Genomic DNA, 26,661 nt, shown 5'->3' on the forward strand with positions numbered 1-26,661 from the left:
GTAAATCATGAAAACTGACAATATAGACCGCCCGGCGATCCTCGCCGAAATGAACGCGGCATTTTATCGTTATGAGCAGGCGCTGATCACCAACGATACCGCCGTGCTCGACGAGCTGTTCTGGCATGATCCGCGGACCGTGCGTTACGGCGCAGGGGAAAATCTCTACGGCATCGAAGCCATTCGCGAATTCCGCGCCGCCCGCCCTTCTCAGGGGCTGGATCGTGATTTGATCAACACGACGATCACCACCTTTGGCGATGACATGGCGATCGCCAGCACTGAGTTTCGTCGGGAAGGTACGGACAAAATCGGACGGCAGCAGCAGACCTGGGTGAAAATGCTGAGCGGATGGAAGATTGTGGCAGCGCATGTCAGTTTGATGGTTTGATGGTTTGATCGAGAAAATTTCGGTTTTTCAATACCGGTGATCACCTGGCTTTTCGCGCCGAAATTCTGATTTGTTAAAACACACTTCAACTTTTTTCATTTAACCTTAATACCCCACCCCAACCCTCCCCTTCGCAGGGGAGTGAGCCGATCGACTCTTTGGTAAACCGTTTGTTTTTCTCATCCTGAGCCGGTGAGGTTGTGACCTAAAACTTCTGGCCGCTTTCAAAAATCACGCCGGAGGAAGAGGTGGAAAACCGCGCGGCTTTTTGGCGCGGGTTGTAACCCGACCGGAGGGCACCGCACAGCGGCGGGATTTTGCGGCAATAGCGGTGGCTACTGAAACAGAGCCGGGATGCATGGCACGTGTTTTAAAAAACGCGGGAGTCCAGAGGGCGCGCGTTTACGCGTCCTTTGGGCCGGTTTGGGCGGCGAGCCCAAGGTGTTGACCTTGAATTTGAAGTAGGCAACACCCCAAGGTTTTAACCTTATCCTTTAGCCGGAGCCGGATGCTCCCTCCCCCAGTGGTCCGCAATCTCCTGCCTTTTACACACCCAAACACGCTCATTTGACCCGATGTAATCGAGAAACCGCTGTAAAGCCCGAAAACGTCCCGGACGGCCAAGTATCCGGCAGTGCATCCCAACCGACATCATCTTCGGGGACGTTTCCCCCTCTTCATACAACACATCGAACGTGTCTTTCAGATAGGTATAAAACTGCTCGCCGGTGTTGAAACCCTGCGGAGAGGCAAACCGCATGTCGTTGGTTTCCAGCGTATACGGGATCACCAGATGCTGTTTAGTTTCGCCCGAATCCAGTTTGACCGGCGTCCAGAAAGGCAGATCATCGCCGTAGTAGTCGCTGTCATACTGGAAACCGCCTGACTGCGCGACCAACTGTCGGGTATTCGGGCTGTCGCGGCCTGTATACCAGCCGAGCGGCGCTTTGCCGAATAAGTCACGCAGCACGGTGATGGCTTTTTCCATGTGCTCAGCCTCGTCGGCTTTGCTCATATCCTGATAGTGGATCCAGCGCCAGCCGTGGCTGACGACGTCGTAATCCGCCGCTTTGATGGCGTTGACGATTTCCGGGTTACGCGCCAGCGCCATGGCGACGCCGAACACGGTCAGCGGCAGGCCGCGTTTCTGAAATTCATTGTGAATGCGCCAGAACCCGGCGCGGGAGCCATATTCGTACAGCGAATCCATCGACATATGACGGTCAGGGAAACTGGCCGCGCCGATGATGTCCGAAAGAAATTGTTCGGAACCGGCGTCGCCGTGCAGGACGTTATTCTCCGCGCCCTCTTCGTAATTAAGGACAAACTGCACCGCGATACGGGCGTTGCCGGGCCAGTTGGCATGCGGCGGGCGACCGGCGTAGCCGATCAGGTCACGTGGGTAGGCTTCGGTAAAACCATAATCAGACTCAGGCATAATGATCTCTCAGATTCAGTCCGGCAAAACGGCCAGACAAGGGTTTTTCCAGCGGATAATCCAGATCGCCGTGTTTACTGGTTGTCAGGCGCAACGCCGCCAGCGATTCCACCATTTTGACGGCGGCACTGACGCCGTCGATCACCGGGATATTCAGCTCCAGCGTCAGTTCCTGCGCCAGATCGGCCATCCCACCGCAACCGAGCACAATCGCCCCGCTACCGTCGGTTTTTTTCGCTGCAATACATTGCTCACGCACTTTCTGCTGCGCCAGCCCGCTGCCGTCTTCCAGCGATAACACCGGCAGATCGATGGCGTGCAGCGCCGCACAGTGACGCTCGAAACCGTACTGATGTAACAAATGACGGGCGATAGTCAGCGTGCGCGGCAACGTGGTCACGATGGAAAAACGTGTCGCCAGCATCGTCGCCAGATGCATCGCCGCTTCTGCGATGCCAATCACCGGACCGCGCGCCAGTTCACGAGCAGCCAGCAAACCAGGGTCACCGAAGCAGGCGATAATGTGGCCGTCTACACCCGCATCACGCCCGGCTTTCACCTGCTGTAAAACGCCGAGCGTCGCGATAGCTTCATCAAAATGCCCTTCTATCGACGGCGCGCCTTCTTCGGGGCACACCGCCATGATTTGTGTATCCCGCGCCGCGACCGAGCGTGCGGTTTGTGCCATCACTTCCGTCATCGCACGGCTGGTGTTCGGATTGATAAGTTGTATACAAAGCGGACGCGACATCAGCGTATCTCCCCAGCGTTAACCGCCCTTTGGGAGGCAAAGATTTGTGCAAAATCCGGCATCTGTCCGTTGTTCTGCTCGAAACGCAGGCTGGCGACGATGCTGTCGAAGTGGTGCGCCATGCTTTCGGTCAGCGCAGCAATATCGCGTTTTTTCAGCAGTTCGAGAAGATCCTCATGATCGTGGCAACGGCAACCCTGCTGCCATGGCGCGCCCCAGGCGGCGATCGCCAGTGAGGATCGCAGCGTCAGCTGAGAGACCGATTCGGTCAGGACTTTATTGCCGGATATGGCCTGAAGCTGAACGTGGAAAGCGGCGGAAAGACGGATCGCCGCCGCACCGTCGCGCGCTTTGTGGGCGCGCTTTTCTTCCTGCACCAGTTTTTTCATTGCCACCAGATGCGTGGACTGACAGCGGGCAATCACCAGCGGCAGGTTGGCACATTCGAGAATTTTTCGGGTGGCGAACACATCGCGGGATTCTTCTGCGTCCGGCGTGGTGACGTGCGCACCACGCTTGGGCAAGATCGTCACCAGTTGCACTGCGGCAAGGCGTTGCAACACGCGGCGGATGCCGGTGCGGCTCACTGAAAAGACTTCCGCCAGCGCTTCTTCCGGCAATTTGCTGCCCGGTAACAGCTGATGCTCAACAATCGATTTCACCAGCGCGTTATAAATATGGTCGTCCTTATCCTCGGTAAAATAGGCCGTATTCAGCCCGCTCCAACTGGTCATTGCCGTTACTCCGTATACCGTTCGTGTATTAATCGTATACATGAAATAGATTTTTTGTATACAAAAAGTGAAATTTGGCCTGATTCGTGCAGTGCTCCTGTGACTGCTTTCATCTTTTGGCAGCCGGGATCCGGCTTCCGACTTTCACATGTTGTTTATGACAGGAGCACGATTTATGCCAAATCAGGAAATCACCTCCGCCACGGCGTCCTCTGAACAGAGCGCCGGGATCATCAAGCCTTATTACAGCCCGCGGCTGTGTAATGATGATTTAGCGCCAACGCGTCACCAAAACTGGAGCTGGTACAACATATTTTCTTTCTGGATGTCCGATGTGCACAGCATGGGCGGATACGTGGTCGCCGCCAGCTTCTTCACGCTCGGCCTGACCAGCTGGCAGGTGTTGCTGTGTCTGCTGTGCGGGATTTGTATCGTGCAGATTTGTGCAAACCTGGTGGCGAAGCCGAGCCAGCAGGCCGGTGTGCCATACGCCGTGATTTGCCGTCAGGCATTCGGCGTGTTTGGCGCCAATATTCCGGCGGTCATTCGCGGACTGATTGCGTTCGCCTGGTACGGCATTCAGACCTATCTGGCGGCCAGCGCACTGATGCTGGTGCTGCTGAAATTCTTCCCGTCGATCACGCCATTGACCGTACCGCACTGGCTGGGTCTGTCGGCGCTGGGCTGGATCTGTTTCGGCATTATGTGGGTATTACAGGCGATGGTGTTCTGGCATGGAATGAGCGCCATCAAGCGTTTCATCGACGTAGCTGGCCCGGCGGTGTACGTGGTGATGCTGATGCTGGCGGGTTGGATCCTGTATAAAACTGGCCTGAGCAATATCTCGTTCACGCTTTCCACCAAAACGCTGACCGTCGGCCAGCAGGGCTGGGAAATGCTGACCGCCACCGCGCTGGTCGTCTCCTACTTCTCCGGCCCGCTGCTGAACTTCGGAGACTTTTCGCGCTACGGTAAAAGCATGAGCGAAATCCGTCGTGGCAACCGCTGGGGTCTGCCGTTTAACTTCCTGCTGTTCTCGATTGTGACTGTGGTGATCGTGTCTGGTACACAATCCCTGTTCGGCCAGATGATCACCGATCCCATCGAAACCGTCAGCCGTGTAGGTAACAGCGTTGCCGTGGCTCTCGGTTTACTGACCATGATCATCGCCACCATTGGTATCAATATCGTGGCGAACTTCGTGTCACCGGCCTTCGACTTCTCTAACTGCTCACCGCAGAAAATCAGCTTCCGCACCGGCGGGATGATCGCCGCTGTCGGTTCCGTGTTGCTGACACCTTGGAACCTGTTCCAGTCACCAGAGCTTATTCACTACACGCTGGACGTGCTGGGTGCATTCATCGGGCCGTTGTTCGGGATTTTGCTGGTGGATTATTATCTGATCAAACGCGGCCAGATGGACGTCGATGCATTATTCAACGCCACACCGTCCGGCCGGTACTGGTACCGCAACGGGTTCAACCCGAAAGCCATCGCCGCGCTGGTGCCTGCCGTGGTGATTGGCCTGCTCATCAGCTTTACGCCGAGCCTGCATCAGGTAGCGAACTTCAGCTGGTTTATTGGCGCGTTGCTTTCCGGCGGCTGTTATCGCTTTATCGCCCGTCACGATCGCGTGACCAGCGGCGAGGTGGGCTACCTGAAAACCGAAACGGAATAATAAGGCCTGTAAGGAAGGAACATTGCCAGGACGGCAGAAACGACGAAGCCCTGAGTGATTTCTCACTCAGGGCTTCTGAATAGTGGCGGAACGGACGGGGCTCGAACCCGCGACCCCCTGCGTGACAGGCAGGTATTCTAACCAACTGAACTACCGCTCCGCGTTTTGTTCTGGTTAAGAACGAAGCGGATATTAAGGAATCGCCGCTATTGCGTCAATGCTTTTCCTCTCGTTTTCAACCGACTGCACAGTTTTTCTGCATCCTGCGTATTTTAAGTGCAACAGTCTGAAATAATGACTCAGGAACGCCAGAGGCAACTGCCGCCCTTTTTCACCACCAAATCCAGACGCTCTTCATGCCACGTCAGTTCCTGCTCGCTGGCGTTAATCACTTTCAGCCCCGACGCCGGGCGTTTAATCCGCTGGATCCCCTGCCCGTCAGCTCCGGTATTTTGCTCGCCCTCGTGGGTGAACTTGATGCTGGTCTGGCCGCCGGTCATCATCAGATAAACTTCAGCCAGAATTTCGGAGTCAAGCAGTGCGCCGTGAAGCGTGCGTTTGCTGTTGTCGATCAGGTAGCGATCGCTTAGCGCATCGAGGTTATTACGCTTGCCGGGAAACAGCTTACGCGCCATCGCCAGACTGTCGGTAATCTTACAGAACGTTTCAGTTTTCGGCAGACCACGTCCGAGCATGTCGAATTCGTAATCCATAAAGCCGATATCGAACGTCGCGTTATGGATGACAAGTTCGCCGCCGCGAATGTATTCGATAAAGTCGTCGGCGACGTCGGCAAACGTCGGTTTATCGGCGAGGAATTCGTCGCTGATGCCGTGAACGCCGAAGGCTTCCGGGTCGATCAGGCGGTCGGGTTTGAGATAAACGTGGAAATTGCGGCCGGTCAGGCGGCGGTTCACCACCTCAACGGCACCGATTTCAATAATCCGGTGTCCTTCGTAGTGGACGCCGAGTTTGTTCATACCGGTGGTTTCGGTATCGAGAACAATCTGTCTGGTAGGAGAAGAAATCATATTGCAGTGCTCGCAGCGCTCGTTTATGTCAGACTTGGCTTTTACATTTGATGGAAGAGTCTACCAGAGATGACCAAACAGGTAGAAATTTTCACCGACGGCTCCTGCCTGGGTAATCCCGGCCCCGGCGGTTTCGGTGCGATTTTACGCTATAAGCAGCACGAAAAAGAATTCAGCGCAGGGTTCCGGCTGACCACTAATAACCGCATGGAAATGATGGCGGCCATTGTGGCACTCGAAGCGCTTTCCACGCCGTGCGAAGTGACACTGAGCACCGACAGCCAGTATGTGCGCCAGGGGATAACTACCTGGATCCACAACTGGAAAAAGCGCGGCTGGAAAACAGCGGATAAGAAGCCGGTAAAAAACGTCGATTTGTGGAAGCGTCTCGACGCCGCCATTCAGACGCATCAGCTGAACTGGATGTGGGTAAAAGGCCATGCCGGTCACCCGGAAAACGAACGCTGTGACGTACTGGCAAAAGAAGCGGCGGGCAATCCGACGCTGGAAGATGTCGGTTATCAAGCCGAAAGTTAATTGCGTTTTTCCCGCCTCTCATCCTTCCCTTCTCCAGAAGGGAAGGAGCATAAATCTTAGTCCCGATGATCTTTCCGATAATTTCGGGTCGCACCGACGGCCTGCGGGATTTTCTGCTTGTGCGCAGGCACCTTTTTGGCGGTTGGCGTCAGTGGGAAGGTGCGCTTACGGGCGATGATCAGCGTCATACAGCCCAGGGCGGGCAAATGCATGCTCAGCAGCTTTCCACCGTTCTTTTTCCACGGCAGCACATGAAAACGCCGGTGAACCATCACTTCGTAATTCAATAATGAAAGCCAGTCGAGCAGACGCATCTGGGTAAAAAGGCGGCTGGTGTAGGGCTGACGTTTGCGAAAAAATGGCATCAGCTTGCCCAGCCCCAGCAGGCTTAGCGGATTAAAGTTGCTCAGCACTATCCAGCCGTCATCGATAAGTACCCTGTCGACTTCACGCAGAATGCGGTGGGGGTCTTCGGCATAGGCCAGCGTATGGCTGAGCAGGCAGGCATCGACGGATTTCGCGGCGAAGGGTAAATAATAGGGATCGCCCCTGACATGCAGCCCCTCGCCCTGCGAGGCAAAATTCACCTGATGCGATATAGGACAGGCTTCGGCGTTGAGTTCGGCACTTAATGCGCCGATTTTTAGCAGGTGAAAACCGTAGAGTTTCCCCCACCAGGGTTGCAGTTGTTGCTCAAGCGCGGCACGGTAGTAGTCGCCGCACGGGATTTCATCCCATGAAGCCGGAGCAACAATGTTCTTACGGGCGCGGGCGGGTCGCATATTTTATTATCTTCTTTCAAGCAGTTGCCAAAGAGAGGTTGCCATGAATCTTATCAGCATTCCTGCGTTGCAGGACAATTACATTTGGTTGCTCGATGACCAGCAAGGGCATTGTCTGATTGTCGATCCGGGCGAAGCCGCGCCGGTATTAGCCGCGCTAAAATCGAACAATTTAACCCCGACGGCCATCCTGCTGACCCATCATCATCATGACCATGTTGATGGCGTAAACGAGATTTGCAGCCATTTTCCTGCTCTGAAAGTGTACGGACCTCACGAAACGGAGAACAAATTTCGTCAGATTAGTCTTAAAGATGGCGAAAAAGTGGAAATCGGCGGTCTCAAATGGCAGATCTTTGCTACGCCAGGACACACATCAGGTCACATTTCATACTATAGCGCGCCTTATCTGTTCTGTGGAGACACGATGTTTTCCGCCGGATGCGGTCGTTTGTTCGAAGGGACGCCCGAGCAAATGTACCAGTCGTTTCAACGGTTAGCTGCACTGCCTGATGAAACTTTAATCTGTGCTGCTCATGAATATACTCTCTCAAACCTTAAGTTTGCACGGTCCGTTTTACCGGCCGATGATGATATTTATTCTCATGAGCACAAAGTGCAACAAATGCGTGAAAAGGGACAATCTTCCCTGCCTTCAACCCTCGGTCTGGAGCGTAAAATTAACCTATTTTTACGTTGCGATGATATTGATTTACAAAACAAATTAAACCTTAACGATCCGTTAAAACCTGCCTGGCATGTTTTCGCCCATTTAAGGGCTCTGAAAGATAGCTTCTGAACCCAAAGGTTGTGTTTTTGGCGTAAGCAAAGTATTATCGCTCGTCTTTTAAGCAACTATGACACACACATGAAGGCATATGCGATCCTAATAATCGCCTCCATGTTGCTCACGGGTTGCCAGGCGTCCAGGCAGGGCGCGCAAGAACCCGAGCAATATGCGCAGAGTTTGTCTTCAGCAAGTCAAAGTGAAGAAGCAAGACAGTTCACAGGTGATGGCCGAGCGGCCTCTGGGGGATGGTTGAATGGAAACGACGCAGCCTCTCAGCAAAATTTGTGGAACTTCATTGGCGACGAGCTGAAGATGAAGGTTCCGGATAACCCCCGGATCCGCGAGCAAAGAGTTATATATTTAAAGCATAAGAGCTATCTCCACGATGTAACATTACGGGCAGAGCCGTACATGTACTGGATCACCGAGCAGATTAAGAAACGTAATATGCCGATGGAACTGGTACTGCTACCCATAGTGGAGAGCGCTTTTGACCCCAAAGCAACTTCGTCAGCTAACGCTGCCGGGTTGTGGCAGATTGTGCCGCAGACGGGTCGGAACTATGGTTTGAAACAAAACCAGTGGTATGACGGACGCCGCGATGTTGTGGCTTCGACAACTGCTGCGCTTGATATGTTACAACGCCTGAACAAAATGTTTGGCGGTGACTGGTTACTGACCGTTGCTGCGTATAACAGTGGTGAAGGTCGCGTAATGCAAGCGGTTAAAGCGAATAAAGCAAAGGGACTACCGACTGATTTTTGGTCACTGTCGCTTCCTCGTGAAACGACGATTTACATCCCTAAGATGCTGGCGCTTAGCGATTTGTTAAAAAATAACAAGAAGTATGGAATTCGTTTGCCGAAACCGAGTGAAGACCGCGCACTGGCGCGTGTTGAAATCGGACAGCAGATGCAATTGACACAAGCGGCGGAAATGGCAGGCATGTCCCTGACCAAGCTGAAGTCGTTTAACACTGGCTACAAGAAAAATGTAACCGCGCCGAATGGCCCGCATTACATTGTTCTGCCGAAGGCGCATGCCGACCAGTTAAAGGATTCTCTGGCTGATGGCGATATCGCCGCAGTGCAGAAAACCCAACTGGCCAGCAACACTCCGTCAGGTGCAAAACAGTACAAAGTTCGCCCTGGCGACAGATTGTCCAGTATTGCAGCCCGGCTGAATGTGAAGACCCGTGATCTACAGCGTTGGAACAATTTGCGCTCAGCAGGCGCGTTAAAAGTTGGGCAAACACTGCAGGTGGCGGATAACAGCGTCAGTAATACCAGTGCGAACGGTGGCAGCATCACGTATCAGGTACGTAAGGGCGATTCGTTGTCGAGCATTGCCAGGCGTCACGGCGTCAACATCAAAGATGTGATGCGCTGGAACGCGACAGCGGACAACCTCCAGCCGGGCAAAAAGCTAACGCTGTTTGTTAGCAACAAAATGAGCCCGGAGACCTGACAGGTTCCGACCATAAAAAAGCACCCTGAACATTCCGGGTGCTTTTTTTTATGCTTTTTTTGCAGGATGCTGTTACTTAACTTACGGAGTACCGGCCAGAAACTCCACCCGCAGCGGATTATGGTCTGAGGCGCGGGTTTCCATTACCGAGGCGTTGGTGACGCTTAAGTCGCGATAGAAGATGAAATCCAGCGGCCTGCCGAAGGCGCGTTTACGGTAATCGGCAGGGAAACGCACTTCCTCCAGATGAATATTACCCGCAAAGCCGAACAGCGCGTTAATACGCTGCTTGCTCCAGGCGTTGAAATCTCCCGCCATGATCACCGGCCCTCTATGGTTTGCGATCTGTTCGCCAATCGGCTCGAGCTGCTTGCTGTAAACGTCGATACCCAGACTGAAATTCACCGCGTGAATGTTCACAACCATCAGTAAACGACCGTCTAACAGCGGGTACACTGTGACGAGTGCCGATTTAGCGAGCCTCAGAAGCGGCTCACGCTCACGCAGCGGACAGCAGTAGACTGGATGTGCAGCGGACAGCGTCATCACGCCAGAGGGGTGCTGAGGCAGCATGAACGCGGGTACCTGATCGGCAGCCAGATAATTGGACGTGGCGTAGCGGATCAGTTCCGGCGTAGTTTGTGCCTCCTGAAGTAACACCAGTTGGGCATCTTTGCCGAAATCCCGCAGTACTGACAGCCAGTCAGCACGTTGTTGTTTGAAGATATTCCACACCATGACGTGCAAAATATTCGAGTTGGGCAGCGCCGCGCCCGGCGGCAAATCCGGCCCCAAGTGTGCGAGGGCTCCCGGAAAGATTTGCTCAGCGGGCTGACCTGCGACATACCTCATTGCATATGTTTTTTTTCGCACGCTAATCGCCTGTTCACCCATTTTATTGATGCTATATGAGAGACGTTCTCTCAGCGAACGTTCAGTATACGCCCGCAAAAGCTCAGGCCAAATCTGTTTACACTGGTATACAACTTGTCCATATCTACAGGCTAGCATAGACCACGCCAATCCACGGCGTTTGGTGCGATCTCTTCGGCTTTTTGCACCATATAAACCTGTAATCCCGGCACGTTAGCGAAGGCGAAGATCATCGTCAGGGCTTTTACTGCACCGTGGCGGTTGCCAGTTTGCCTCCTCAGATATTGCCGAAGGCCACAATGAATTTCGATTCGATGGCAGCAATTATGAGCCTGTGATTAAATGATATAAATAGCCAAAGTATGAAATTATTTATGCTGGAGTAACAACAATGCGAGCCAGTTCTGAGGAGTTAATTACTTTCGTCACCGTGGTGGAAAGCGGCAGTTTCAGTCGTGCGGCAGAACAGCTGGGTCAGGATAACTCGGTGGTTAGCCGGACGCTGAAACGTCTTGAGCAAAAGCTCGGCATCACGCTGCTCAACCGCACCACGCGCCAGATCAGCCTGACCCACGAAGGCGAGCGGTATTTCGTCCGCGTACAAAAAATCCTGCATGATATGGCCGCCGCGGAAGATGATTTGCTGGAGAACCGCGACGATCCGCAGGGACTATTACGCGTCGATGCCGCGACGCCGGTTATCCTGCACGTCATCACGCCGCTGGTGGCTGAATTTATTGAACGTTTCCCGAAGATGTCGCTGGCGCTGTTTTCTTCAGAGAGCAACATCAATCTGATCGACCACAAAGTGGATGTGGCGATCCGCGTCGGCGAACTCGAGGATTCGAGCCTGCGGGCACGCAAACTGATGCTGAGCTACCGCAGCGTACTCGCCTCTCCCGCTTACATTAAAAAGTGGGGAACGCCACAGAGAGTTGATGAGTTGCTAAAGCACCGCTGTCTGGGCTTTAACGAAGTGATTGCGCTGAACAAATGGCCGCTGCTGTGCGCCGACGGCCAGCAGTTGACCATTACGCCGTTTATCAGCTCCGGCAGCGGCGAGACACTGCGCAGGCTGTGTCTGGAGGGTAACGGTATCGCTTGTTTATCGGATTTTATGACCGACGATGATGTTAAGCGTGGGGATCTGGTGAAAATGCTGGTGCCGGAGGTTATGCGGATCGCGATGCCGCTGCATGCGGTGTATTACAGTGACCAGGCGGTAAGTACCCGTATCCGGTGTTTTATTGATTTTCTAAGCGAAAAGCTCGCTAAAGCTGATAAGTAATCCAACTTGATTAGGAACGTTTCGGTTTCTCGATAACAGTGATTGCCTTATCTTTCGGGGGATTTTTGAACGCGCGCAGCGAGCTTCCATACTCTCGCTCCACTGAGCGCTCAAAGCGCCATCACAAATTGCGCCCAGACGCGCTGAGTCTGCAAATTTAGCAATCCTGATCCCGCGTCAAACCGGTATTCCTCCGGTGCCCCCGCTCCTCCTGGGACGGCAACTGCGGTCATCACCGCCTCATCTGCCCCGCACCATAAGCGGCTGTCGGAATCCGGCTGCGAGGTAAAGAGCCCGGCGGCGGGGTCGAGCTGGATCCGGTCCATCTGCCAGACGCTGCCACCCTGCTGTTTCAGCCACGCCTCACGCAGGCACCACAACTGCCAGAATGCCGTCTGCGGATTCGCCTGCCCGAGAAGCCATTGAAATTCAGTGTTACTGAACGCGGTCCGTGCAATATCCAGATAGCGCGGACGCGGGCGCATTTGCTCGACATCACAACCAGTTTCCCCTGCGGTGCAGAGCACCAGTTGCAGGCAATTTTTACTGTGGCTGAGGGAGAAATAAGGAAGAGAAGGTTCGAAAAAAGAAGGTTTGCCCTGCGGCGAAATCTGCATCTCAGGTAGCATTTCACAACCGGTGAAAGTAAACATCGCTTCGGCCAGCAACGCTCTGCCCGCAAGCCATTGCTGGCGGCGGGCGGCGTTCATGCTATCACTTTGAACAATAAGATCATCAGGCAACCGTGACAGCGAAAAGCGGTCATCCAGCGAGGCGGTAACCAGACGCGCGGCAGTCATCCGTTACGGCCAGCGGCGGAAGACCAGCGACGTGTTAATACCGCCGAAGGCAAAGTTATTCGACTGAATAAACTCAGTCTGAATATGCCGCGATTCGCTCATGATGTAATCGAGTTCGCCGCACAGCGGATCCGGCTGCGTCAGGTTGATTGTCGGCACAAACCGGTCTTCACGCATCATTTCCAGCGACATCCAGGCTTCCAGCGCGCCACAGGCACCGAGCGTATGGCCGAAATAACTTTTCAGCGATGAGATTGGCGTTCTGTCGCCAAAGACCGCTGCTGTCGCCTGACTTTCGGCGATATCACCGCGATCGGTTGCCGTGCCGTGTGCACTGATGTAACCGATCTCAGCCGCCGGAATACCGGCATTTTTCAGCGATTTTTCGATGCAAATTTGCATCGTCGATTGCTGTGGCTGCGTAATATGTGCCGCGTCGCAGTTAGTGGCAAACCCGACGATTTCTGCATAAATCGTCGCACCGCGCGCCTGTGCGTGTTCAAGAGATTCGAGGATCAGCGCGCCTGCGCCTTCACCAATCACCAGCCCATCACGCTGTGCATCAAACGGACGGGGTGAACGTTCAGGATGATCGTTCTGCTGGCTGGTGGCGAATAAGGTATCAAATACAGCCGCTTCTGAGGGACACAGCTCTTCTGCGCCTCCTGCTACCATCACGGTCTGATAACCGTGTTTGATGGCTTCATAGGCGTAGCCGATGGCCTGGCTCCCCGAAGTGCAGGCGCTGGAGGTCGGGATCACCCGCCCTTTCAGGCCAAAGAACAAACCGGCGTTAACCGCCGTGGTGTGCGGCATCATCTGCACGTAGGTTGTGCCGGTGATGTTATTGGTGTGCTTTTCCGTCAGCATGGTCGCGAATTCGCTGACCGGGCCGGTGCTGCCGGTAGACGATCCAAACGCAATGCCGGTTTCGCCGTCGGTCAGGATCGGGTCATCGAGTAAACCGGCCTGTTCCAGCGCCAGTTCGACCGCACGGGTGGAAAGCAGCGAAACGCGCCCCATCGAGCGGATGCGTTTTCGCGTGTAGTGCGCAGGCACCACAAAATCATCGACCGGCGCGCCGAGATGCGTATTCAGCCCCTGATAAACCAGCCATTCGTCCATGTGGCGAACAGCGTTGCGCCCCTGTAGCAGACGTGCACTGACGTCGGCCCAGTGGTTGCCAAACGCCGTAATCCCTTTCATCCCGGTGACCACCACGCGATGCGTCATACCATGCCTCCGTTGATGGATATCACCTGACGGGTAACGTAACCGGCGATGTCCGACATCAGATAGCTGGCCAGCCCCGCAACTTCATCGGCGCTGCCCATACGTTTAAGCGGGATCATCCCCATGGCGGCGTCGAGCGCCGGTTTTTCCATGTCGAGCATACCGGTATCAATCAGCCCAGGTGCAATGCAGTTGACGGTTATTTTGCGTTTCGCCAGCTCCAGCGACAGCGCTTTGCAGGCACCGATAATGCCGGCTTTGGCCGCGCTGTAATTGACCTGCCCGCGGTTGCCGGTGATACCAGAAACCGAGGAAAGCGCGATAATACGACCGCCCTGGCGCAGACCGATCATCGGCATTACGCAGGGATGTAAAACGTTGTAGAAGCTGTCGAGATTAGTGTGGATCACGCCGTCCCAGTCTTCGTCAGTCAGCGCCGGAAATGCCGCATCACGGGTGATGCCCGCATTATTGACCACGCCGTAATACGCGCCGTGAGCCTCAATATCCGCCTCAATCACTTCACGACACTGCGCGCGCTGACTGATATCAAACTGCACAATGCGCCCGTTACCGCCGGACTCAGTGATCTGCTGCAAGGTACTTTCTGCACCTGTTTTATCGCTGTGGTAGTGAATCGCTACCAAAAAACCGTCTTTCGCCAGCTGAATGGCAATGGCTTTGCCGATCCCTTTACTGGCGCCGGTGACTAATACTGAACGCGTCATTCCTGCATCCCCTGAGTTAATTTTATTATTTCATCCTTGTCTGGCTGATACGTATTCAGCCGTCCTTTGGCAACCTGGAGGTTGTCTTGTTCGCCCTTAATACTGATAACACCTTCAAAGCTCGCGATTTTTTCATCACGTAATACCATGGATACGTCGATCACTAATTCACTGCCTGCCGCAAATTCGGACACAGTGCATTTCAGACCCCGCCCGCCGAGCAGCATGCCTAACTGCGGCGATTCGCCGGAGTGCGCACCATGCCAGCCGCTCCATACGCCAATCGTCTGTGCAATCAGTTCAAGAGCGTACCAGGCAGGCAGCGCGCCCTGCGCATTGAGAAACGGCGCGAGCACGCTGTCTTTCGAAACGTTCACGCTGCACCGCGCGGTTTCAGTGGTGACTTCAATCACGGTTTCCAGCAGCACCATCGGCGCGGCATGAGGTAAGAATTGCGCAGCATGTTGAGTGCTCATGACGGCCTTCCGATCAGAATGCTGGCATTGTTCCCACCAAAGGCGAAGGAGTTGGACAGGATAACCGGTTTGACGAGTGGCTCTCCGGCTTCTGCCAGCCAGATGTCCGGCAGGCTGGCGTCACGCGGCGTCAGCGCGAAATCCTGATGCGGCAGACTTAGATTCTGCGTAATGATAAGCCAGCTCAGCGCCGCCTCAGTCGCGCCCGCCGCTCCCAGCGTGTGGCCGGTAAGGTGTTTAGTCGAACTGCACGGCGTACGACCACCGAACAAACGATGGATAACGGCGGCCTCAACCTGATCGTTAAGCGGCGTCGCGGTGCCGTGCGCGTTGATATAACCCACATCATCCGCTATCAACCCGGCCATGTTCAGCGCCATGTTGATAGCGCGTTCAGCCCCCAGCCCTTCCGGGTGCGGCGCAGACATGTGCCACGCATCGGAGGATTCACCCACACCCAGCAGCGCCACGTCATCCGGTTTCCCGGTCAGCAGGATAAGCGCAGCGGCTTCGCCAATATTAATGCCGTCGCGGTTTTGCCCGAACGGCGTACATTGCCCGTGCGACAAAGATTCGAGACTGTTAAAGCCGTTTAACGGCATCCGGCACAGGCTGTCTGCCCCCCCGACGATAGCCGCATCCACCAGCCCGGATTCGATCAGCCGCTTTCCGCTGATGATCGCCCGCGCGCTGGACGAGCACGCAGTGGAAAGTGTGTAAGCCGGCCCGCTCAGATCCAAAAATTCAGCCATAAACTGCGAAGGATCGCCAAGTTCCTGTTGGGAATAATCGTAACCCAGTGGGAATTCACCGTGCTGGTGTAAATAGAGCACGGCCTCTTCGCCCTCGGCAATTCCAGACGTACTGGTCCCCATGATCACCGCAACGCGATCTTTGCCGTATTGGGCGATCGCCGCGTGGATCTGTGTTTCTATCTGCGCCAGCGCGGCCAGTAAAAGCTGATTGTTGCGGCTGCGGTGCGACAGGAGACCGGTCGGGATCGCAGGCAAATCGGCGGTGACCGCGCCGAGCCAGACGGGACGGTTTTCCGTCAGCCAGCCTTCCTGCAAAGTCATACCCGGCGCACTGCCCGTCGTAAGACTTTGTGCAATCTGCGCAACGTCATTGCCCAGCGCATTCACCATGCCCACGGCCGAAAAGTAAATCATGTTAGTCACCGACATTCTGGATGGTTATCTGGTAGTGAAAAGCCTGCTGGGCGATCGACACCGGCTGACGCGTATTGCCCTTCGGCAGGTAGTCGATGCGGGTGATCGTATTGCCGTGGTTATCTAATAACGTGCGGCGCAGCGGGTCATCTTTCAGTTGCCAGCCTGACGGCAACAGCGGCTGCCAGCTTTCTGCCGGCCAGTAGCTGAACATAATATCGGCCAGAACCTGATTTGCCGGAGGCAAACCGTCGATCTTTATCGCCTGTTCGGTGTGGATCCCCTGTTGATCGTAGACCAATTTGAACAGGCGGATCCCAAGCGGTGAGAGACCCGCCAGCTGCAATGATTTTCCATCGGCGTTAAGCAGAACCAGCAACGACTGTTGTTTGCCCTTCACGGTGGCGGTCAGCAACTGCTGTTGACTCACCGGTGTTGCCAGCTGCGGCGACGGCAATTTCACCTGTACGCCGGGTTTCAGCCAGGCTTGTGGCAGCGTTTGTGCAGGAGGTGGAGTCGCGCAGCCGCTAAGGGTAAGCATCAGAAAAACCAGTGCCGGGAAAGTGAATCGGGTCATTTTTTACGTCCTCTTTTTTTAACCGGCAGGGTCAGCGGGGAGAGCAGAAAGGCGGTCAGAATGCCAAAACTCAGCACTATGCCGAAACTGCTGATCGCCTGCGTGGCGCTGAAGACCAGCATCCCGAAGGTCAGCAATGTGGTCACGACAGCCATAAAAATCGCAAACATCGATGTGGTCGGCGTCCCGCGCGGATTGGTGAAGAACAGCGTGTAGTTGATGCCAATCCCCAGCACCAGAATCAGCGCCAGCAACGAAAATAAATTAAGACTGTGGCCGCTGTAGCCCAGCGCCGCGATACCCATGGCCAGCGAAAGGACGGTTGGCACCAGACAAATCAACCCGTGCGGCAGGCGAAAGCGCCAGAGATAAATCGCGGCAATCACCGCCACTGCCAGACCGAGTAGCCAGGTCAGATATACGCGGTACTGGGAAAAGAGGCTGCTGAATTCGGTTTTGCGGTCGATCCAACCAGTACCCGGTTCCGACGCTGCCAGGGCGCCCATCGCGGCGCTGTCTTGTACACCATTCACCGGGATTAATGTGGCGCTGCGGCCGTCCGGCAGGGTAAGCCATAAGAGGCGCCAGCCCTGACTGACGACGCTGTTAATCCACGCCTGGGAATCCACGGTTTGCGGGCTGAGATCGGGCGTCGGTACACGGACGCCCGCCTGTTGTAACTCGGTCACAACCTGTGGCGCGCGCTGCGTGAGCAGTGTTAAATCGCGCTTCTGTTGCGCCTGCGACGGCAGTCCGATCATCCGGTAGCCGTCGATCACGCCATCGGCTTTGGCCTTCGCCAGTTTCGGCCTTAAAGCTTCGAGACGTTGCAGCGTTTGCTCCGCGTTATCGCCGTACACTACCAGCCATTTCTGATCGTTAGTCTGGCCGGTCAGCGCGGCAATCTGCTGTTCCTGCTGCTGTAACGCGGCGGGCAGGGATTGCAAATCGGCAATATCATCATTGATTTTGAGTTGTGCAATGCCGCCTGCCGCCAGCGCGAGAATGGCCACCGGCAGACCGATACGCACCGCGTTGCGGCTACGCCACGCAAGAAGCCAGCGGAAGATCAGCGCCAGCCCTGGCGTCGGGCCGACTGGCAGACGTTTCGATAAATAGGGATACCAGCACATCACGGTAATGCAGGCGGCGCTTAGCCCGGCAGCGGCGAATACCGCCAGCTGTTGCAGGCCGGGGAATGGCGCAATCAGCAGCATCAGATAAGCGGCCACCGTGGTCAACAGCGCCATCGATAACGCCGGAAACAGCTTTTTCAGACTTTCCAGCGGCGTAGTGTTTTCACCGTGGACGCGCCGCTCAGTGAGGAAGTACAGCGTGTAGTCGGCAGAAATTCCTACGATGCTGGTACTGAGCACCAGCGTCATCACGTGGATTTCGCCAAACACCCCCAGCGTAAAGACCGTGCCTGCGAGCGCGCCAGTCGCGATGGAAAGCAGGCTGAGCAGCATCGGCAGAATTGAGCGGAACATCAGTAAGATCAGCAGGAAGACACCGACAACCGACGTTATACCGAGGGTGGAAAGATCGTGTTCAGCCTGCTGGCTGGCGTAGTTGCTGTAAAAAATCGTGCCGCGCGCCAGCACTTGCGCACCCGGCCAGCGGGCTTCAAAAGCTTGCTTCACCGCATTCAGGCTGGCGACGGTTTTCTTGCCGGTAGTGATGTCATACGACGAGGCTTTCAGTTCGCCATGCAGCAAATACCAGCTGCGTCCCTGTTTGTCGCGGGCCATCAGCCAGCCTTGATCGAGCGTCATGCCGCCGCTGTTTTGCTGCTGTGCCATTTGCGAGGCGCGAACCAGCAATAACGGATCGTTGGTCAGCTCTTTCCCGCTGACACCGGCAAACGCGGAATATACCTGACCGAGGATCCACTGGCTTTGCGCTTGCGCGCCCGTCATTAAGCGCTGGCGGGTGGCATCGTCGAGCAACGCGTTGCGGTGCTGATAGAAGAATTTGCCCCATTCCTGCTGGTGCTGCGCGTCCATCGGCCCTTCCACCTGACTCAGTTCAGGCAGTGCCCGCAGTTGCTTCAGCCAGTCGTTGAGGGGGGCGACGCCCGCGTTCGGTGGCGGGCTGACCAGCCACATCAGCTGGCGATCGAGACGCTGAGTAAAGCCATCAGATATGGCCTGGGGAATATTTTCTCCCTGCTGCTGAGGTAAAAGCGCCAGCACGCTGCTGTTGATCTGGCTGCGTGGCAATAGCCAGAATAACGCCGCCACCAGCAGCGCAATAATCAGCAGCCAGCCTTGTGCCGCGCGGCGATGAAGATCAGGACGCAAAATGGCGTTTCTCTTCATCGGTCAGCGTGGCTGGCGTAGTTTTCTGATTGAAGAAGCGGATGTGCGTCGCGTCGCCCTGCATATCGTTGATATCAATCTCGTTCAGGAAATTTTCGCCATGTAGCTGGATGCTGCGGAACAGACGGTTCAGCGGCGAGACTTTCGGAGTGAGAATCAGCGTCCATGCGCCCTTTCCAAGGTCAGTAAACCCGATCGTGAAATTTTGCTCCAGCACGCGACGGTCTGCATGAAAAAGGGCACTGAGCAGCGAATTGAACTGGAACATCTGCGGATTGGTGTCCGCCGTGATGACCTGCGGATCCTGACCGGCCATGATTTGCACCATGCGACTCTCGGTCAATAATAAGGTCAGGCTGAAAGGTTTATCCTGCTGCCACCACAACCCTTGCTGCTGGGCGATGACCAGGTTTCCGCTGGACTTCAGCGGTTGCGCCATCCCGCTGATCGTCCGCTGCTGGGCAAATTCGGCGCGCAAAACCGGCACCTGGCTGAAACGCTGTTGTAAATCCTCCAGCGTGACCGCCTGAGCCGTGATGCTGAAAATCGTTAGCAGAATGAGCAAAAGCGATTTCACAGGCTGACTCCCGTTTTATCGAACAAAACCTGCGGCGAGACGAAACACATCTCTTTAGTTTGCGCATCCACCGCCACCTGCAGGGTGTAGCCGGTTGTCGTGCGTTTGCCCGTTTCGATATCAAAGATCTGATAACTGATCCGCAAACGGTTTTCGATCTCCTCCAGCTGCGCGCGGACTTCTATGCGTTGTTCAAATAACACCGGCGCGATGTATTTCAGGCGCGTGTCGACAATTGGCCAGACGTAGCCTGACGCCTGCATCTGGCGATAGCCATAATCGAACTGTTTAAGCAGCTGCTCGCGGGCAATTTCCAGATAACGGAAATAATTACCGTGCCAGACCACGCCCATGGCGTCGGCGTCATGAAACGGCACGGTGATTTCAACGCGGGTGGAAAAACGCGGCTGGTTAAAACGGGGATCAAGTTTGGACGTCATATCAGTCAGGTTTCCTCTCTGAGGCGTCATCCGCGGGATGCTGCCAGAAATCATAAAAATTGAACCAGTCATGAGGCGCAAGCAGGCTGTAATGCTCCAGACGAGCGGCGTAGCGATCGACGGCCTCCTGTAAGGCGGGCAGACGCTGGTCGCGCGGCAGGATCAGCGGATCGGCAAAAGACTCACAATAAATGTGCAGACGCTGCTGCTGCATGATGCCAAACATCAGCATGACCGGCGCACGCAGCGCGGCGACCAGAATAAACGGCCCTTGCGCAAAGGCGGCGGGCTTACCAAGAAAATCACTCCAGATGACACGGGCATGTTCACCGCGCTGATGCGAACTGGCAGAGGTACGGTCGCCGACGATCGCCACCCATTCTCCGGCATCAAGCTTTTCCTGCAAAAGGATGGCGGTATCCGGCCCCATCCTGCTCACCTGAATCAGATTCACCACCGCCTGCGGGTTGATTTCTTTCATCACTTGATTAAAACGTTCGGCATTATCGGTGAAAACCAGCGCATTAACGATTATCTGATGATTAAGTGCGCCTATGGCGCGGCAGGATTCGATATCGCCCAGATGAGAGGCCAGGATCAGTGTGCCGCGACCGGAGGCAATATGCGCCTCGCATATTTCAGGATGCACCAGCACCGCATCGGTCAGGGTATTATCGCCCTGCCAGCTCGCCAGTTTACTCAGCATCGAGTCACCGAATCGCATGAAATGCCGGAAAGTGCTGAGCGGATAAGGCAGCGGGATATCGCGCTGTGCAGCTGTTTCACGTATGCGGTCGAGATAGCGGGCCGAAGCCGTGCGCTGAGTGCGGCCGGTCAGCCAGAAGTAGCCGATCACCGGGTAAAGCAATACGCGGAAAGCGCGGTAGCCAAGCAGGCGATAAACTTTAAGCATCAGGCGGATGCCCCACAATCCCTGACGTTCCGGCGTCGCAGACCAATGTTCGTTGATCTGCGAACTTTGCCGCTGGCGCAGTAAAAACGGAATGCGTGGCAACATGCCAAAAAACAACCGGGTGTGCATCCAGGAGATCTTAATGTTGTCTTTCACCGCATCGAAATGCGAGACGCCATCGACGGGATAAGTTACCCGTGTCGGCAGGAAGCGGCTGCGTGTTCCCTGCCAGTAAAGGCGAACCATAATTTCCGTATCAAAATCCATCCGCAGCCCCAGACGGTGTTTCGCCATCAGCGCCAGACATGGCCTCAGAGGGTAAACACGAAACCCGCACATGCTGTCTCTGAGCGAGAAAGACAGGGTTTCCACCCACACCCAGAAATGGGTGATGTAACGACCGTACAGCCGCGATTTCGGCACGCTGTCATCATATACCGGCAGGCCGGAGATCAGACATTCAGGATGGTGACGGGCTTCCGCCAACATCGCGGGCACGTCTGACAGCTGATGCTGACCGTCCGCATCGACCTGAATGGCATGCGTAAAACCTTTCTCCGCCGCCAGCTGTAGTGCTGCCATCACCGCCCCGCCCTTGCCCTGATTCGACGGCAACCGCGTCATGCTCATCCCGGGTGTCATCGCGCACAGACGTTGCAGTTCATCGGCGGTCGCCGTATCACTGCCGTCATCCACCACCAGACAAGGCAAATCGAAAGGCCGGAGACGTTCCAGCACATCCGCCATCATGACACCGTGGTTGTAACAGGGAATAATCAGGCAGGGAGAAAACTCATCTTGCTGATTCATGGACATAGGATAATTTTCCCGCTGCTGGCGACCGCATCGCCGAGGCTGTAACGGAAAACCAGACGATGTTTTTCTTTCAACCAGTCGATTTGCACATTAACGATTTCACCGGGCAGTAATGGACGCTGAAATTTCACTACCTCCATACCGTAAAATACCTTATCCAGCCCGAGAAGCGCGCTGGCGTAATCCATCACCCAGTTGACCTGCGTGACGCCCGGCAAAATCGGCGAAGACGGAAAATGGCCACGGAACCAGAATAAATCGGCGGAGAGCTGCAGTTCAAGGCTCAGGCTGGTGTCGCTGATTTTTTGCTGGCTCAGTACTTCAGGCATCATCATAAAAACATTTCCTGTAATTCAGCCGCAGCGCGTTTGCCTTGTTGGTTAACAGGGATAGCTGGAACAATGCGCCAGTAACGTGGGATTGAAACAGGTGAAAGCCATGTGCGCAGCGTCTGGCGCAGTTGGCCGATAAAGGGGTTGTGCCCGAATTCGCGCCGCTGCTCTTCACCGGCTGCGCTCAGAACCAGCACGGCAGCAACGCAGACCCGGCCCTGCTTTTCGAGCGTCAATGTGCAAGCTTCGGACACAAAAACCAGTCCACACAGCCGCTGTTCAATCTCATTTAACGAAATCCGTTGTTCAGCGATCTTCACTACCCGATCTTTACGGCCAAGCAGATTGAATTGTCTCTGATCTGGCAGGATTTCGACCTCATCGCTGAGAATTATGCCGCCTGCTTGCGGGATCAGCGGAGACACCAGGGTCAGAGAGCCGTCAGCGCGGTGGCTAAAATGTATATCGTCGAATAGCGTCCAGGGAGCATCCGGCAGACGGTGCGCAATGACCCCCGTCTCGGTGGTGCCATAGATTTCTACGGGAACACAATCGCAGGTGGATTTAGCTAATACCGCGGCGTCTCGCGTCAGCGGTCCACCTGCCGAAAAAATTTTCCGCAACTTTGCGGTTGCCAGTGAGGGATCCAGCCGCGTGAGAAATGCCGGGCTGCTGGTAAGCACTATTGAACGGGCGAGCGCAAGAGTCTGCAATTGCTCGTGGTACTCAATACTTCTCGCACAGAACGGAACCCCCAGAGACAGTGGCAACATAAAAGCGAATGTCAGACCATACATGTGGTGCGGGGCAACGGTGGCGGCAAAATACGCGCCGTCGAGATCTTCGCCCCAGAGTGCGGCGAGCCACTGACTTTCGCGTTCCAGACTGGCCACCGGTTTTATAATTTTTTGCGGTTTACCGGTCGATCCCGACGTAAATAAAATCAGCGATGCGTTGCATGGCCATTCGGGCAAAGGAGAAAGAAAAGTTGCTGTCTCACCGGGATAGGTGAGCGTAGGGCAATCCAGCTCAAGCGGAAGATCGGTGATCAGCGCATCGAATTCATCCCGCTGTTCAGCCAGCACGGCCTGGCGAAAATGGCCGGGCAACACCGGCGTTTTACGACTGTAGAGAAGCGCCAACAGCGTAACGGCAAATGCATAGTTATCTTCCAGACACACTGCCCAGCGCAACGACGGTAAGGCGTGTAGTTTCGTGATCAGCGACAAGACATCACGACGGAATTCGTTCTGACGCCATTCCCGGCTTTCGCTCCATGCGACCAGATGATCATCAGCTCTTTGCGCACTTAGCCATTGGCTCATTGGAAGGGTCATAACCGCTGCAGACGCTTTCTGACTGTCCATTCAATACCCATTAATAAGCCAATTAGCAGATAACTGATCCCGCCGTTATAAAGCGCCCAAAGATCCACATCGCCATTAAGGCAGCTATATAAAGCCAGAGAACCATTGAACACAAAGAAGATGCACCAGACTTGCGTGACGCGTCGGGTATACCTCACCCCTGCGGGCGGTAAATCCGGTTCACTGAGCCGGGCAAGACGTTCCACAATTGATTGCCTTGCCCGTAATGAACTAGAAAATAAAATGAACAGCAATAAATTTACCGCGACCGGGTAATACAACAACAGGGAGGTTTCGCGTAACAAAACGCTGATAGCCACCAGAGCAATGCCCGCTATTGCGATCGCTTTACCAAAAAAAGTCAGCTGGCTGAGCTTTCCGCGAAAAGTCAGCAAACGTAGAATAAAAACGCTGCCAAGCAGCGGGGCAAGAATCCCCATCCCCCAGGTTTTCAATCCGCACCAAACGGCTATCGGATAGGCAACTATCGCCAGGATGGTTACCCATCGGATAATCGAGGCGACAGAGTCCCGGACCTTAGACACGCCAGTTACTCAGCGGGCGTGTTAAGTAATTCATCAATGGCATCCACGACGTCCTGAACGGTGCGCACTGACTTAAACATTTCTGGCTTAATCTTTCTGCCGGTGGTTTTTTGCAAATGAACAACCAAATCCACAGCATCAATGCTGTCTAATTCCAGATCTTCATATAATTTAGCATCTGGTTTGATATCACTTTCGTCCACTTCAAACAGCTTGATTAATAACTCGCTAATTTGCTGATAAATTTCTTGCTTCTGCATAGGACTCTCTTTAACCACGCTGCACTGATATAAACCGGGCGAGGCTTTCTACAGAATAAAAATGCTGCCGCATTTCCTGGCTTTCTGCCGAAAGGGTCACGCCGTATTGCTTTTTAAAAGCCAAACCTAATTCAAGAGCATCAATAGAATCGAGTCCCAAACCATCACCGAAAAGCGGCGCCTCTGTCTCTATCTCATCCGGCGTCATTCCCTCCAGATTGAGGGTTGTAATGATCAGTTCTTTTATCTCGTGACTTAATGAATCCATGGCTTATTTCTCGTTATCTTGAATATTACAGCCCATCAGCTCTGTGCGTAAATGCTCTGTCAGGCGTCTGGCGGCTAAGGCCGGTGAAAGGTCATGGTCATCCAAAAAATCCATAGCTTTCACTTTATCGGCAATCGTAATGACAAATTGAGGTTTAACGGGCGGTATTTCATACCACTTCCCATGCTTAGTCAGCATCGGCGGATGGCAGGAGATATGCACAATCCGCACATCGCTCCCCGCTCGTAACGCTATGTTCGCGGCCCCACGTTGCAGAGTCATCGGCTGGCCGGGCAAAGAGCGCGTTCCCTCGGGGAATATTAATAACGTTCCCCCCGCCTGCAAACGTGCCTCGCACGCCAGTAACAAAGCATCCGAACCTGCATTCACCAGATACCCCGCCGCTTTAATAACGCCGCGCAGAAAAGGGTTCTGCAATAAAGCCTGCTTCACAATGCAGTCACAGCGTGGCATACGCGACGCAAGGATCACATAGTCGAGAAGGCTTGGGTGGTTTGCAACGACCAGACAACCGGCATCCTGCTCAAACTTATCATCGCCGATAAACCGATAATCCATCACCCCAAACATTCGTAATCCGCCAAGGAAAAAACGGAAACTGTTACGAATACTGTTCAATGTCATACGGTGCAACCTCTCCGGCTGACGGACGATCAGCCGCAACAGGTTAAACCATATGATTGAAAGCAACAGCCCGCCAATTCCGAAAAGCGCGAAAAAGAAGCCTGTCGCGGCCCATCGCCACATCCTGTTCGCAAGGGAAGAAACTTCGCAGGGCAATACAGAGACGTTTCTCACAAAGTACGCACCCATTGCCAGCGGCGACGTTTATCCGCATTGACATTAAAGTTAGGAGACGATGTAAGGTAACCCCGCAGGAATTGCAAGCTCTGAGGAAGGGTAACCACATGAATATCACCCGGAGAGAGTACGTTGCTACATTGCAATGTATCACCCGCGGTTAATATTATTCCTACAGCATAAGGTAAAAACTCAGAATTCACCGATTTGTCATACATCGGCGGTATTTCACCTTCAAAGTCAATCAGCATTACCCGGCGAGCACCGCCAGCAAGCATCGATTGTGCTTCGAGTAAACCCTGCTGAAAACTGTCGTCACCTGCCGCCAGTGAGGTGACTGGCAGCGGATCCTTACTAATAATCGTCAGCCAGCCGGCAGCTGTATTATGTACCGACATCGAGAACTCTGTTGGAGAAGTCGATTGTTCATCGGCCAAAACATGCAGGATTCGTCCTGTACGTTCGAGCTCACCGTGACGGCTGGTAAAAATGGCAGCATCAATATTATGCGAGGCGAGTAATGAGAGCCCTGTATTCACAGCCAGTCGGCTACCGATACTCATACGCCGCGCAGACATCATCGGGATGTGGGACGTTTTCGGAAATTCCCCGGAAAACATATTGATATCAGGCTGATTAGCCCACTGGATCCAGTTTTCGCAACTGTCGATTCCCGGAGCGAGAGCCCGCCAGTCAAGTATATCCAGTGAAAATTTCATGATGAGTTATCTTTATGAATTTGCCGAGCTACGACTTTATGATATTTGATTGAGCGTTGCATCTGCAATCTATCGGCCAGTCATAGCGGATCGAAAATTTCTTTAACGTGTTTTAACGTTGTATATATTATGACTGAATATTAGATTTTAAAAAACTGGATCATGACGATATATAGCGCGAACTACCTTTAATAATTAACCAGACCAATCATAAATAATAGCGAATAATAATTATTCTGAAATAGAAAATAATCATTAAGCATTCAATTTGGCTTAATTATTTCGCAATCAGATTAGTAGTAGTCTGCAATCAGGTCAGTTTTGAACAGATATTACTCAAAATAATGCGTGAGAATTGAAACAAAGAGGTAATGCACATCTTAAATCACGAAAAACAAATGCAAAAAACCCTGAATCTTTCGATTCAGGGTCTGTGCAATTAGTGGCGGAACGGACGGGGCTCGAACCCGCGACCCCCTGCGTGACAGGCAGGTATTCTAACCAACTGAACTACCGCTCCACCGGTTCTTTCACTCAT

Annotated in this window: 29 protein-coding genes, 2 tRNA genes and 1 pseudogene; 6 read left to right on the plus strand and 26 right to left on the minus strand. The window is 54.1% G+C overall.

The features are described from left to right. Positions 1–7: 7 nt before the first annotated feature. On the plus strand, positions 8–391 hold the full coding sequence (gene hpxZ, locus AC0Z7K_RS22615; protein ID WP_112164719.1) for an oxalurate catabolism protein HpxZ: 384 nt from the start codon (positions 8–10) through the stop codon (positions 389–391). A gap of 487 nt (positions 392–878) precedes the next feature. Here the strand turns inward: hpxZ and puuE are convergent, their stop codons facing one another. Genes puuE through AC0Z7K_RS22630 form a run of 3 tightly spaced genes read right to left on the minus strand, consistent with a single transcriptional unit; the run spans position 879 to position 3,314 of the window. Beyond that, the gene (gene puuE, locus AC0Z7K_RS22620; protein WP_485616047.1) at positions 879–1,829 is read right to left on the minus strand and encodes an allantoinase PuuE; all 951 of its coding nucleotides are present in this window, start codon (positions 1,827–1,829) and stop codon (positions 879–881) included. Next, on the minus strand, positions 1,822–2,580 hold the full coding sequence (locus tag AC0Z7K_RS22625) for an aspartate/glutamate racemase family protein (RefSeq protein WP_485616049.1): 759 nt from the start codon (positions 2,578–2,580) through the stop codon (positions 1,822–1,824). The genes puuE and AC0Z7K_RS22625 overlap by 8 nt, the downstream gene beginning before the upstream one ends. Further along, complete coding sequence (locus AC0Z7K_RS22630; protein WP_485616050.1) at positions 2,580–3,314, minus strand: GntR family transcriptional regulator; 735 nt, start codon at positions 3,312–3,314, stop codon at positions 2,580–2,582. The genes AC0Z7K_RS22625 and AC0Z7K_RS22630 overlap by 1 nt, the downstream gene beginning before the upstream one ends. Positions 3,315–3,489: 175 nt before the next feature. Between AC0Z7K_RS22630 and AC0Z7K_RS22635 the strand changes: the two genes are divergently transcribed. Next, positions 3,490–4,992: an NCS1 family nucleobase:cation symporter-1 gene (locus tag AC0Z7K_RS22635; protein ID WP_485616051.1), complete on the plus strand. Its 1,503-nt coding sequence runs from the start codon at positions 3,490–3,492 to the stop codon at positions 4,990–4,992. A gap of 83 nt (positions 4,993–5,075) precedes the next feature. On the opposite strand, the gene AC0Z7K_RS22640 is transcribed toward AC0Z7K_RS22635, so the two are convergent. Both AC0Z7K_RS22640 and dnaQ read right to left on the minus strand, forming a co-directional pair. Further along, positions 5,076–5,152 (minus strand) — tRNA-Asp (locus AC0Z7K_RS22640). Between the two features lie 139 nt (positions 5,153–5,291). Further along, positions 5,292–6,023 carry a DNA polymerase III subunit epsilon gene (gene dnaQ / locus AC0Z7K_RS22645; RefSeq protein ID WP_413529046.1) on the minus strand — a complete coding sequence of 244 codons (732 nt, stop codon included), beginning with the start codon at positions 6,021–6,023 and terminating at the stop codon, positions 5,292–5,294. Positions 6,024–6,092: 69 nt separating this feature from the next. Here dnaQ and rnhA point away from each other — a divergent pair, with 69 nt between their 5' ends. Next, positions 6,093–6,560 carry a ribonuclease HI gene (gene rnhA / locus AC0Z7K_RS22650; protein ID WP_101079833.1) on the plus strand — a complete coding sequence of 156 codons (468 nt, stop codon included), beginning with the start codon at positions 6,093–6,095 and terminating at the stop codon, positions 6,558–6,560. Positions 6,561–6,616: 56 nt separating this feature from the next. Here rnhA and AC0Z7K_RS22655 read toward each other — a convergent pair whose 3' ends face one another. Further along, complete coding sequence (locus AC0Z7K_RS22655; RefSeq protein WP_485616052.1) at positions 6,617–7,342, minus strand: class I SAM-dependent methyltransferase; 726 nt, start codon at positions 7,340–7,342, stop codon at positions 6,617–6,619. A gap of 43 nt (positions 7,343–7,385) precedes the next feature. Here AC0Z7K_RS22655 and gloB point away from each other — a divergent pair, with 43 nt between their 5' ends. Together gloB and mltD are read left to right on the plus strand one after the other, a co-directional pair. Next, entirely contained in the window at positions 7,386–8,141 is a 756-nt protein-coding gene (gloB, locus tag AC0Z7K_RS22660) for a hydroxyacylglutathione hydrolase (RefSeq protein ID WP_485616053.1), read from the plus strand. Between the two features lie 69 nt (positions 8,142–8,210). Continuing rightward, positions 8,211–9,599, plus strand: a complete 1,389-nt coding sequence (mltD, locus tag AC0Z7K_RS22665) for a murein transglycosylase D (RefSeq protein WP_485616054.1) — start codon at positions 8,211–8,213, stop codon at positions 9,597–9,599. Between the two features lie 81 nt (positions 9,600–9,680). On the opposite strand, the gene AC0Z7K_RS22670 is transcribed toward mltD, so the two are convergent. Further along, positions 9,681–10,472 (minus strand): endonuclease/exonuclease/phosphatase family protein, encoded by a 792-nt coding sequence (locus AC0Z7K_RS22670; RefSeq protein WP_413529041.1) that lies wholly within the window; start codon positions 10,470–10,472, stop codon positions 9,681–9,683. A 149-nt stretch (positions 10,473–10,621) separates the two neighbouring features. Next, a pseudogene (locus AC0Z7K_RS22675) lies at positions 10,622–10,702 on the minus strand (MFS transporter); the annotation flags it as partial. Positions 10,703–10,863: 161 nt separating this feature from the next. Here AC0Z7K_RS22675 and yafC point away from each other — a divergent pair. Further along, positions 10,864–11,760 (plus strand): DNA-binding transcriptional regulator YafC, encoded by an 897-nt coding sequence (gene yafC / locus AC0Z7K_RS22680; RefSeq protein WP_485616055.1) that lies wholly within the window; start codon positions 10,864–10,866, stop codon positions 11,758–11,760. Positions 11,761–11,870: 110 nt separating this feature from the next. Here the strand turns inward: yafC and AC0Z7K_RS22685 are convergent, their stop codons facing one another. The 18 genes from AC0Z7K_RS22685 to AC0Z7K_RS22770 all read right to left on the minus strand — a co-directional run bounded on the left by AC0Z7K_RS22685 (position 11,871) and on the right by AC0Z7K_RS22770 (position 26,643). Further along, positions 11,871–12,560: a 4'-phosphopantetheinyl transferase superfamily protein gene (locus tag AC0Z7K_RS22685; RefSeq protein ID WP_485616056.1), complete on the minus strand. Its 690-nt coding sequence runs from the start codon at positions 12,558–12,560 to the stop codon at positions 11,871–11,873. A gap of 3 nt (positions 12,561–12,563) precedes the next feature. After that, entirely contained in the window at positions 12,564–13,793 is a 1,230-nt protein-coding gene (locus AC0Z7K_RS22690; RefSeq protein ID WP_485616057.1) for a beta-ketoacyl-ACP synthase, read from the minus strand. Continuing rightward, the gene (locus AC0Z7K_RS22695; protein ID WP_485616058.1) at positions 13,790–14,521 is read right to left on the minus strand and encodes a 3-ketoacyl-ACP reductase FabG2; all 732 of its coding nucleotides are present in this window, start codon (positions 14,519–14,521) and stop codon (positions 13,790–13,792) included. The genes AC0Z7K_RS22690 and AC0Z7K_RS22695 overlap by 4 nt, the downstream gene beginning before the upstream one ends. Further along, positions 14,518–14,997: a hotdog family protein gene (locus AC0Z7K_RS22700; protein ID WP_485616059.1), complete on the minus strand. Its 480-nt coding sequence runs from the start codon at positions 14,995–14,997 to the stop codon at positions 14,518–14,520. The genes AC0Z7K_RS22695 and AC0Z7K_RS22700 overlap by 4 nt, the downstream gene beginning before the upstream one ends. After that, positions 14,994–16,166, minus strand: coding sequence for a beta-ketoacyl-[acyl-carrier-protein] synthase family protein (locus AC0Z7K_RS22705; protein WP_485616060.1), 1,173 nt, complete (start codon positions 16,164–16,166; stop codon positions 14,994–14,996). The genes AC0Z7K_RS22700 and AC0Z7K_RS22705 overlap by 4 nt, the downstream gene beginning before the upstream one ends. 1 nt (position 16,167) lies before the next feature. Next, a complete protein-coding gene (locus tag AC0Z7K_RS22710; RefSeq protein WP_485616061.1) occupies positions 16,168–16,743 on the minus strand; it encodes a DUF3261 domain-containing protein in 576 nt (191 codons plus the stop codon). Continuing rightward, positions 16,740–19,046: an MMPL family transporter gene (locus tag AC0Z7K_RS22715; RefSeq protein WP_485616063.1), complete on the minus strand. Its 2,307-nt coding sequence runs from the start codon at positions 19,044–19,046 to the stop codon at positions 16,740–16,742. The genes AC0Z7K_RS22710 and AC0Z7K_RS22715 overlap by 4 nt, the downstream gene beginning before the upstream one ends. After that, positions 19,036–19,641, minus strand: coding sequence for a LolA family protein (locus AC0Z7K_RS22720; RefSeq protein WP_485616065.1), 606 nt, complete (start codon positions 19,639–19,641; stop codon positions 19,036–19,038). The genes AC0Z7K_RS22715 and AC0Z7K_RS22720 overlap by 11 nt, the downstream gene beginning before the upstream one ends. Beyond that, positions 19,638–20,081 carry an acyl-CoA thioesterase gene (locus AC0Z7K_RS22725; protein WP_485616067.1) on the minus strand — a complete coding sequence of 148 codons (444 nt, stop codon included), beginning with the start codon at positions 20,079–20,081 and terminating at the stop codon, positions 19,638–19,640. The genes AC0Z7K_RS22720 and AC0Z7K_RS22725 overlap by 4 nt, the downstream gene beginning before the upstream one ends. 1 nt (position 20,082) lies before the next feature. Further along, positions 20,083–21,804 (minus strand): glycosyltransferase family 2 protein, encoded by a 1,722-nt coding sequence (locus tag AC0Z7K_RS22730; RefSeq protein ID WP_485616073.1) that lies wholly within the window; start codon positions 21,802–21,804, stop codon positions 20,083–20,085. Continuing rightward, a complete protein-coding gene (locus AC0Z7K_RS22735) occupies positions 21,801–22,145 on the minus strand; it encodes a 3-hydroxyacyl-ACP dehydratase FabZ family protein (RefSeq protein ID WP_413529030.1) in 345 nt (114 codons plus the stop codon). Before AC0Z7K_RS22735 ends, AC0Z7K_RS22730 begins: the two co-directional genes overlap by 4 nt. Beyond that, on the minus strand, positions 22,142–23,479 hold the full coding sequence (locus AC0Z7K_RS22740) for an AMP-binding protein (protein WP_485616068.1): 1,338 nt from the start codon (positions 23,477–23,479) through the stop codon (positions 22,142–22,144). The genes AC0Z7K_RS22735 and AC0Z7K_RS22740 overlap by 4 nt, the downstream gene beginning before the upstream one ends. Further along, the gene (locus tag AC0Z7K_RS22745) at positions 23,476–24,054 is read right to left on the minus strand and encodes a COG4648 family protein (protein ID WP_485616069.1); all 579 of its coding nucleotides are present in this window, start codon (positions 24,052–24,054) and stop codon (positions 23,476–23,478) included. The genes AC0Z7K_RS22740 and AC0Z7K_RS22745 overlap by 4 nt, the downstream gene beginning before the upstream one ends. A gap of 5 nt (positions 24,055–24,059) precedes the next feature. Next, complete coding sequence (locus tag AC0Z7K_RS22750) at positions 24,060–24,314, minus strand: acyl carrier protein (RefSeq protein WP_112169111.1); 255 nt, start codon at positions 24,312–24,314, stop codon at positions 24,060–24,062. 10 nt (positions 24,315–24,324) lie between these two features. Next, complete coding sequence (locus AC0Z7K_RS22755) at positions 24,325–24,582, minus strand: phosphopantetheine-binding protein (RefSeq protein ID WP_112169109.1); 258 nt, start codon at positions 24,580–24,582, stop codon at positions 24,325–24,327. A gap of 3 nt (positions 24,583–24,585) precedes the next feature. Then, positions 24,586–25,350 carry a lysophospholipid acyltransferase family protein gene (locus AC0Z7K_RS22760; RefSeq protein WP_485616074.1) on the minus strand — a complete coding sequence of 255 codons (765 nt, stop codon included), beginning with the start codon at positions 25,348–25,350 and terminating at the stop codon, positions 24,586–24,588. A gap of 47 nt (positions 25,351–25,397) precedes the next feature. Further along, complete coding sequence (locus tag AC0Z7K_RS22765; protein ID WP_485616070.1) at positions 25,398–26,123, minus strand: beta-ketoacyl synthase chain length factor; 726 nt, start codon at positions 26,121–26,123, stop codon at positions 25,398–25,400. Between the two features lie 443 nt (positions 26,124–26,566). Further along, positions 26,567–26,643, minus strand: a tRNA-Asp gene (locus tag AC0Z7K_RS22770). Between the last annotated feature and the right edge of the window lie 18 nt (positions 26,644–26,661).

The organism is Rahnella sp. 1L-D-7-B-C2 (assembly GCF_057290995.1).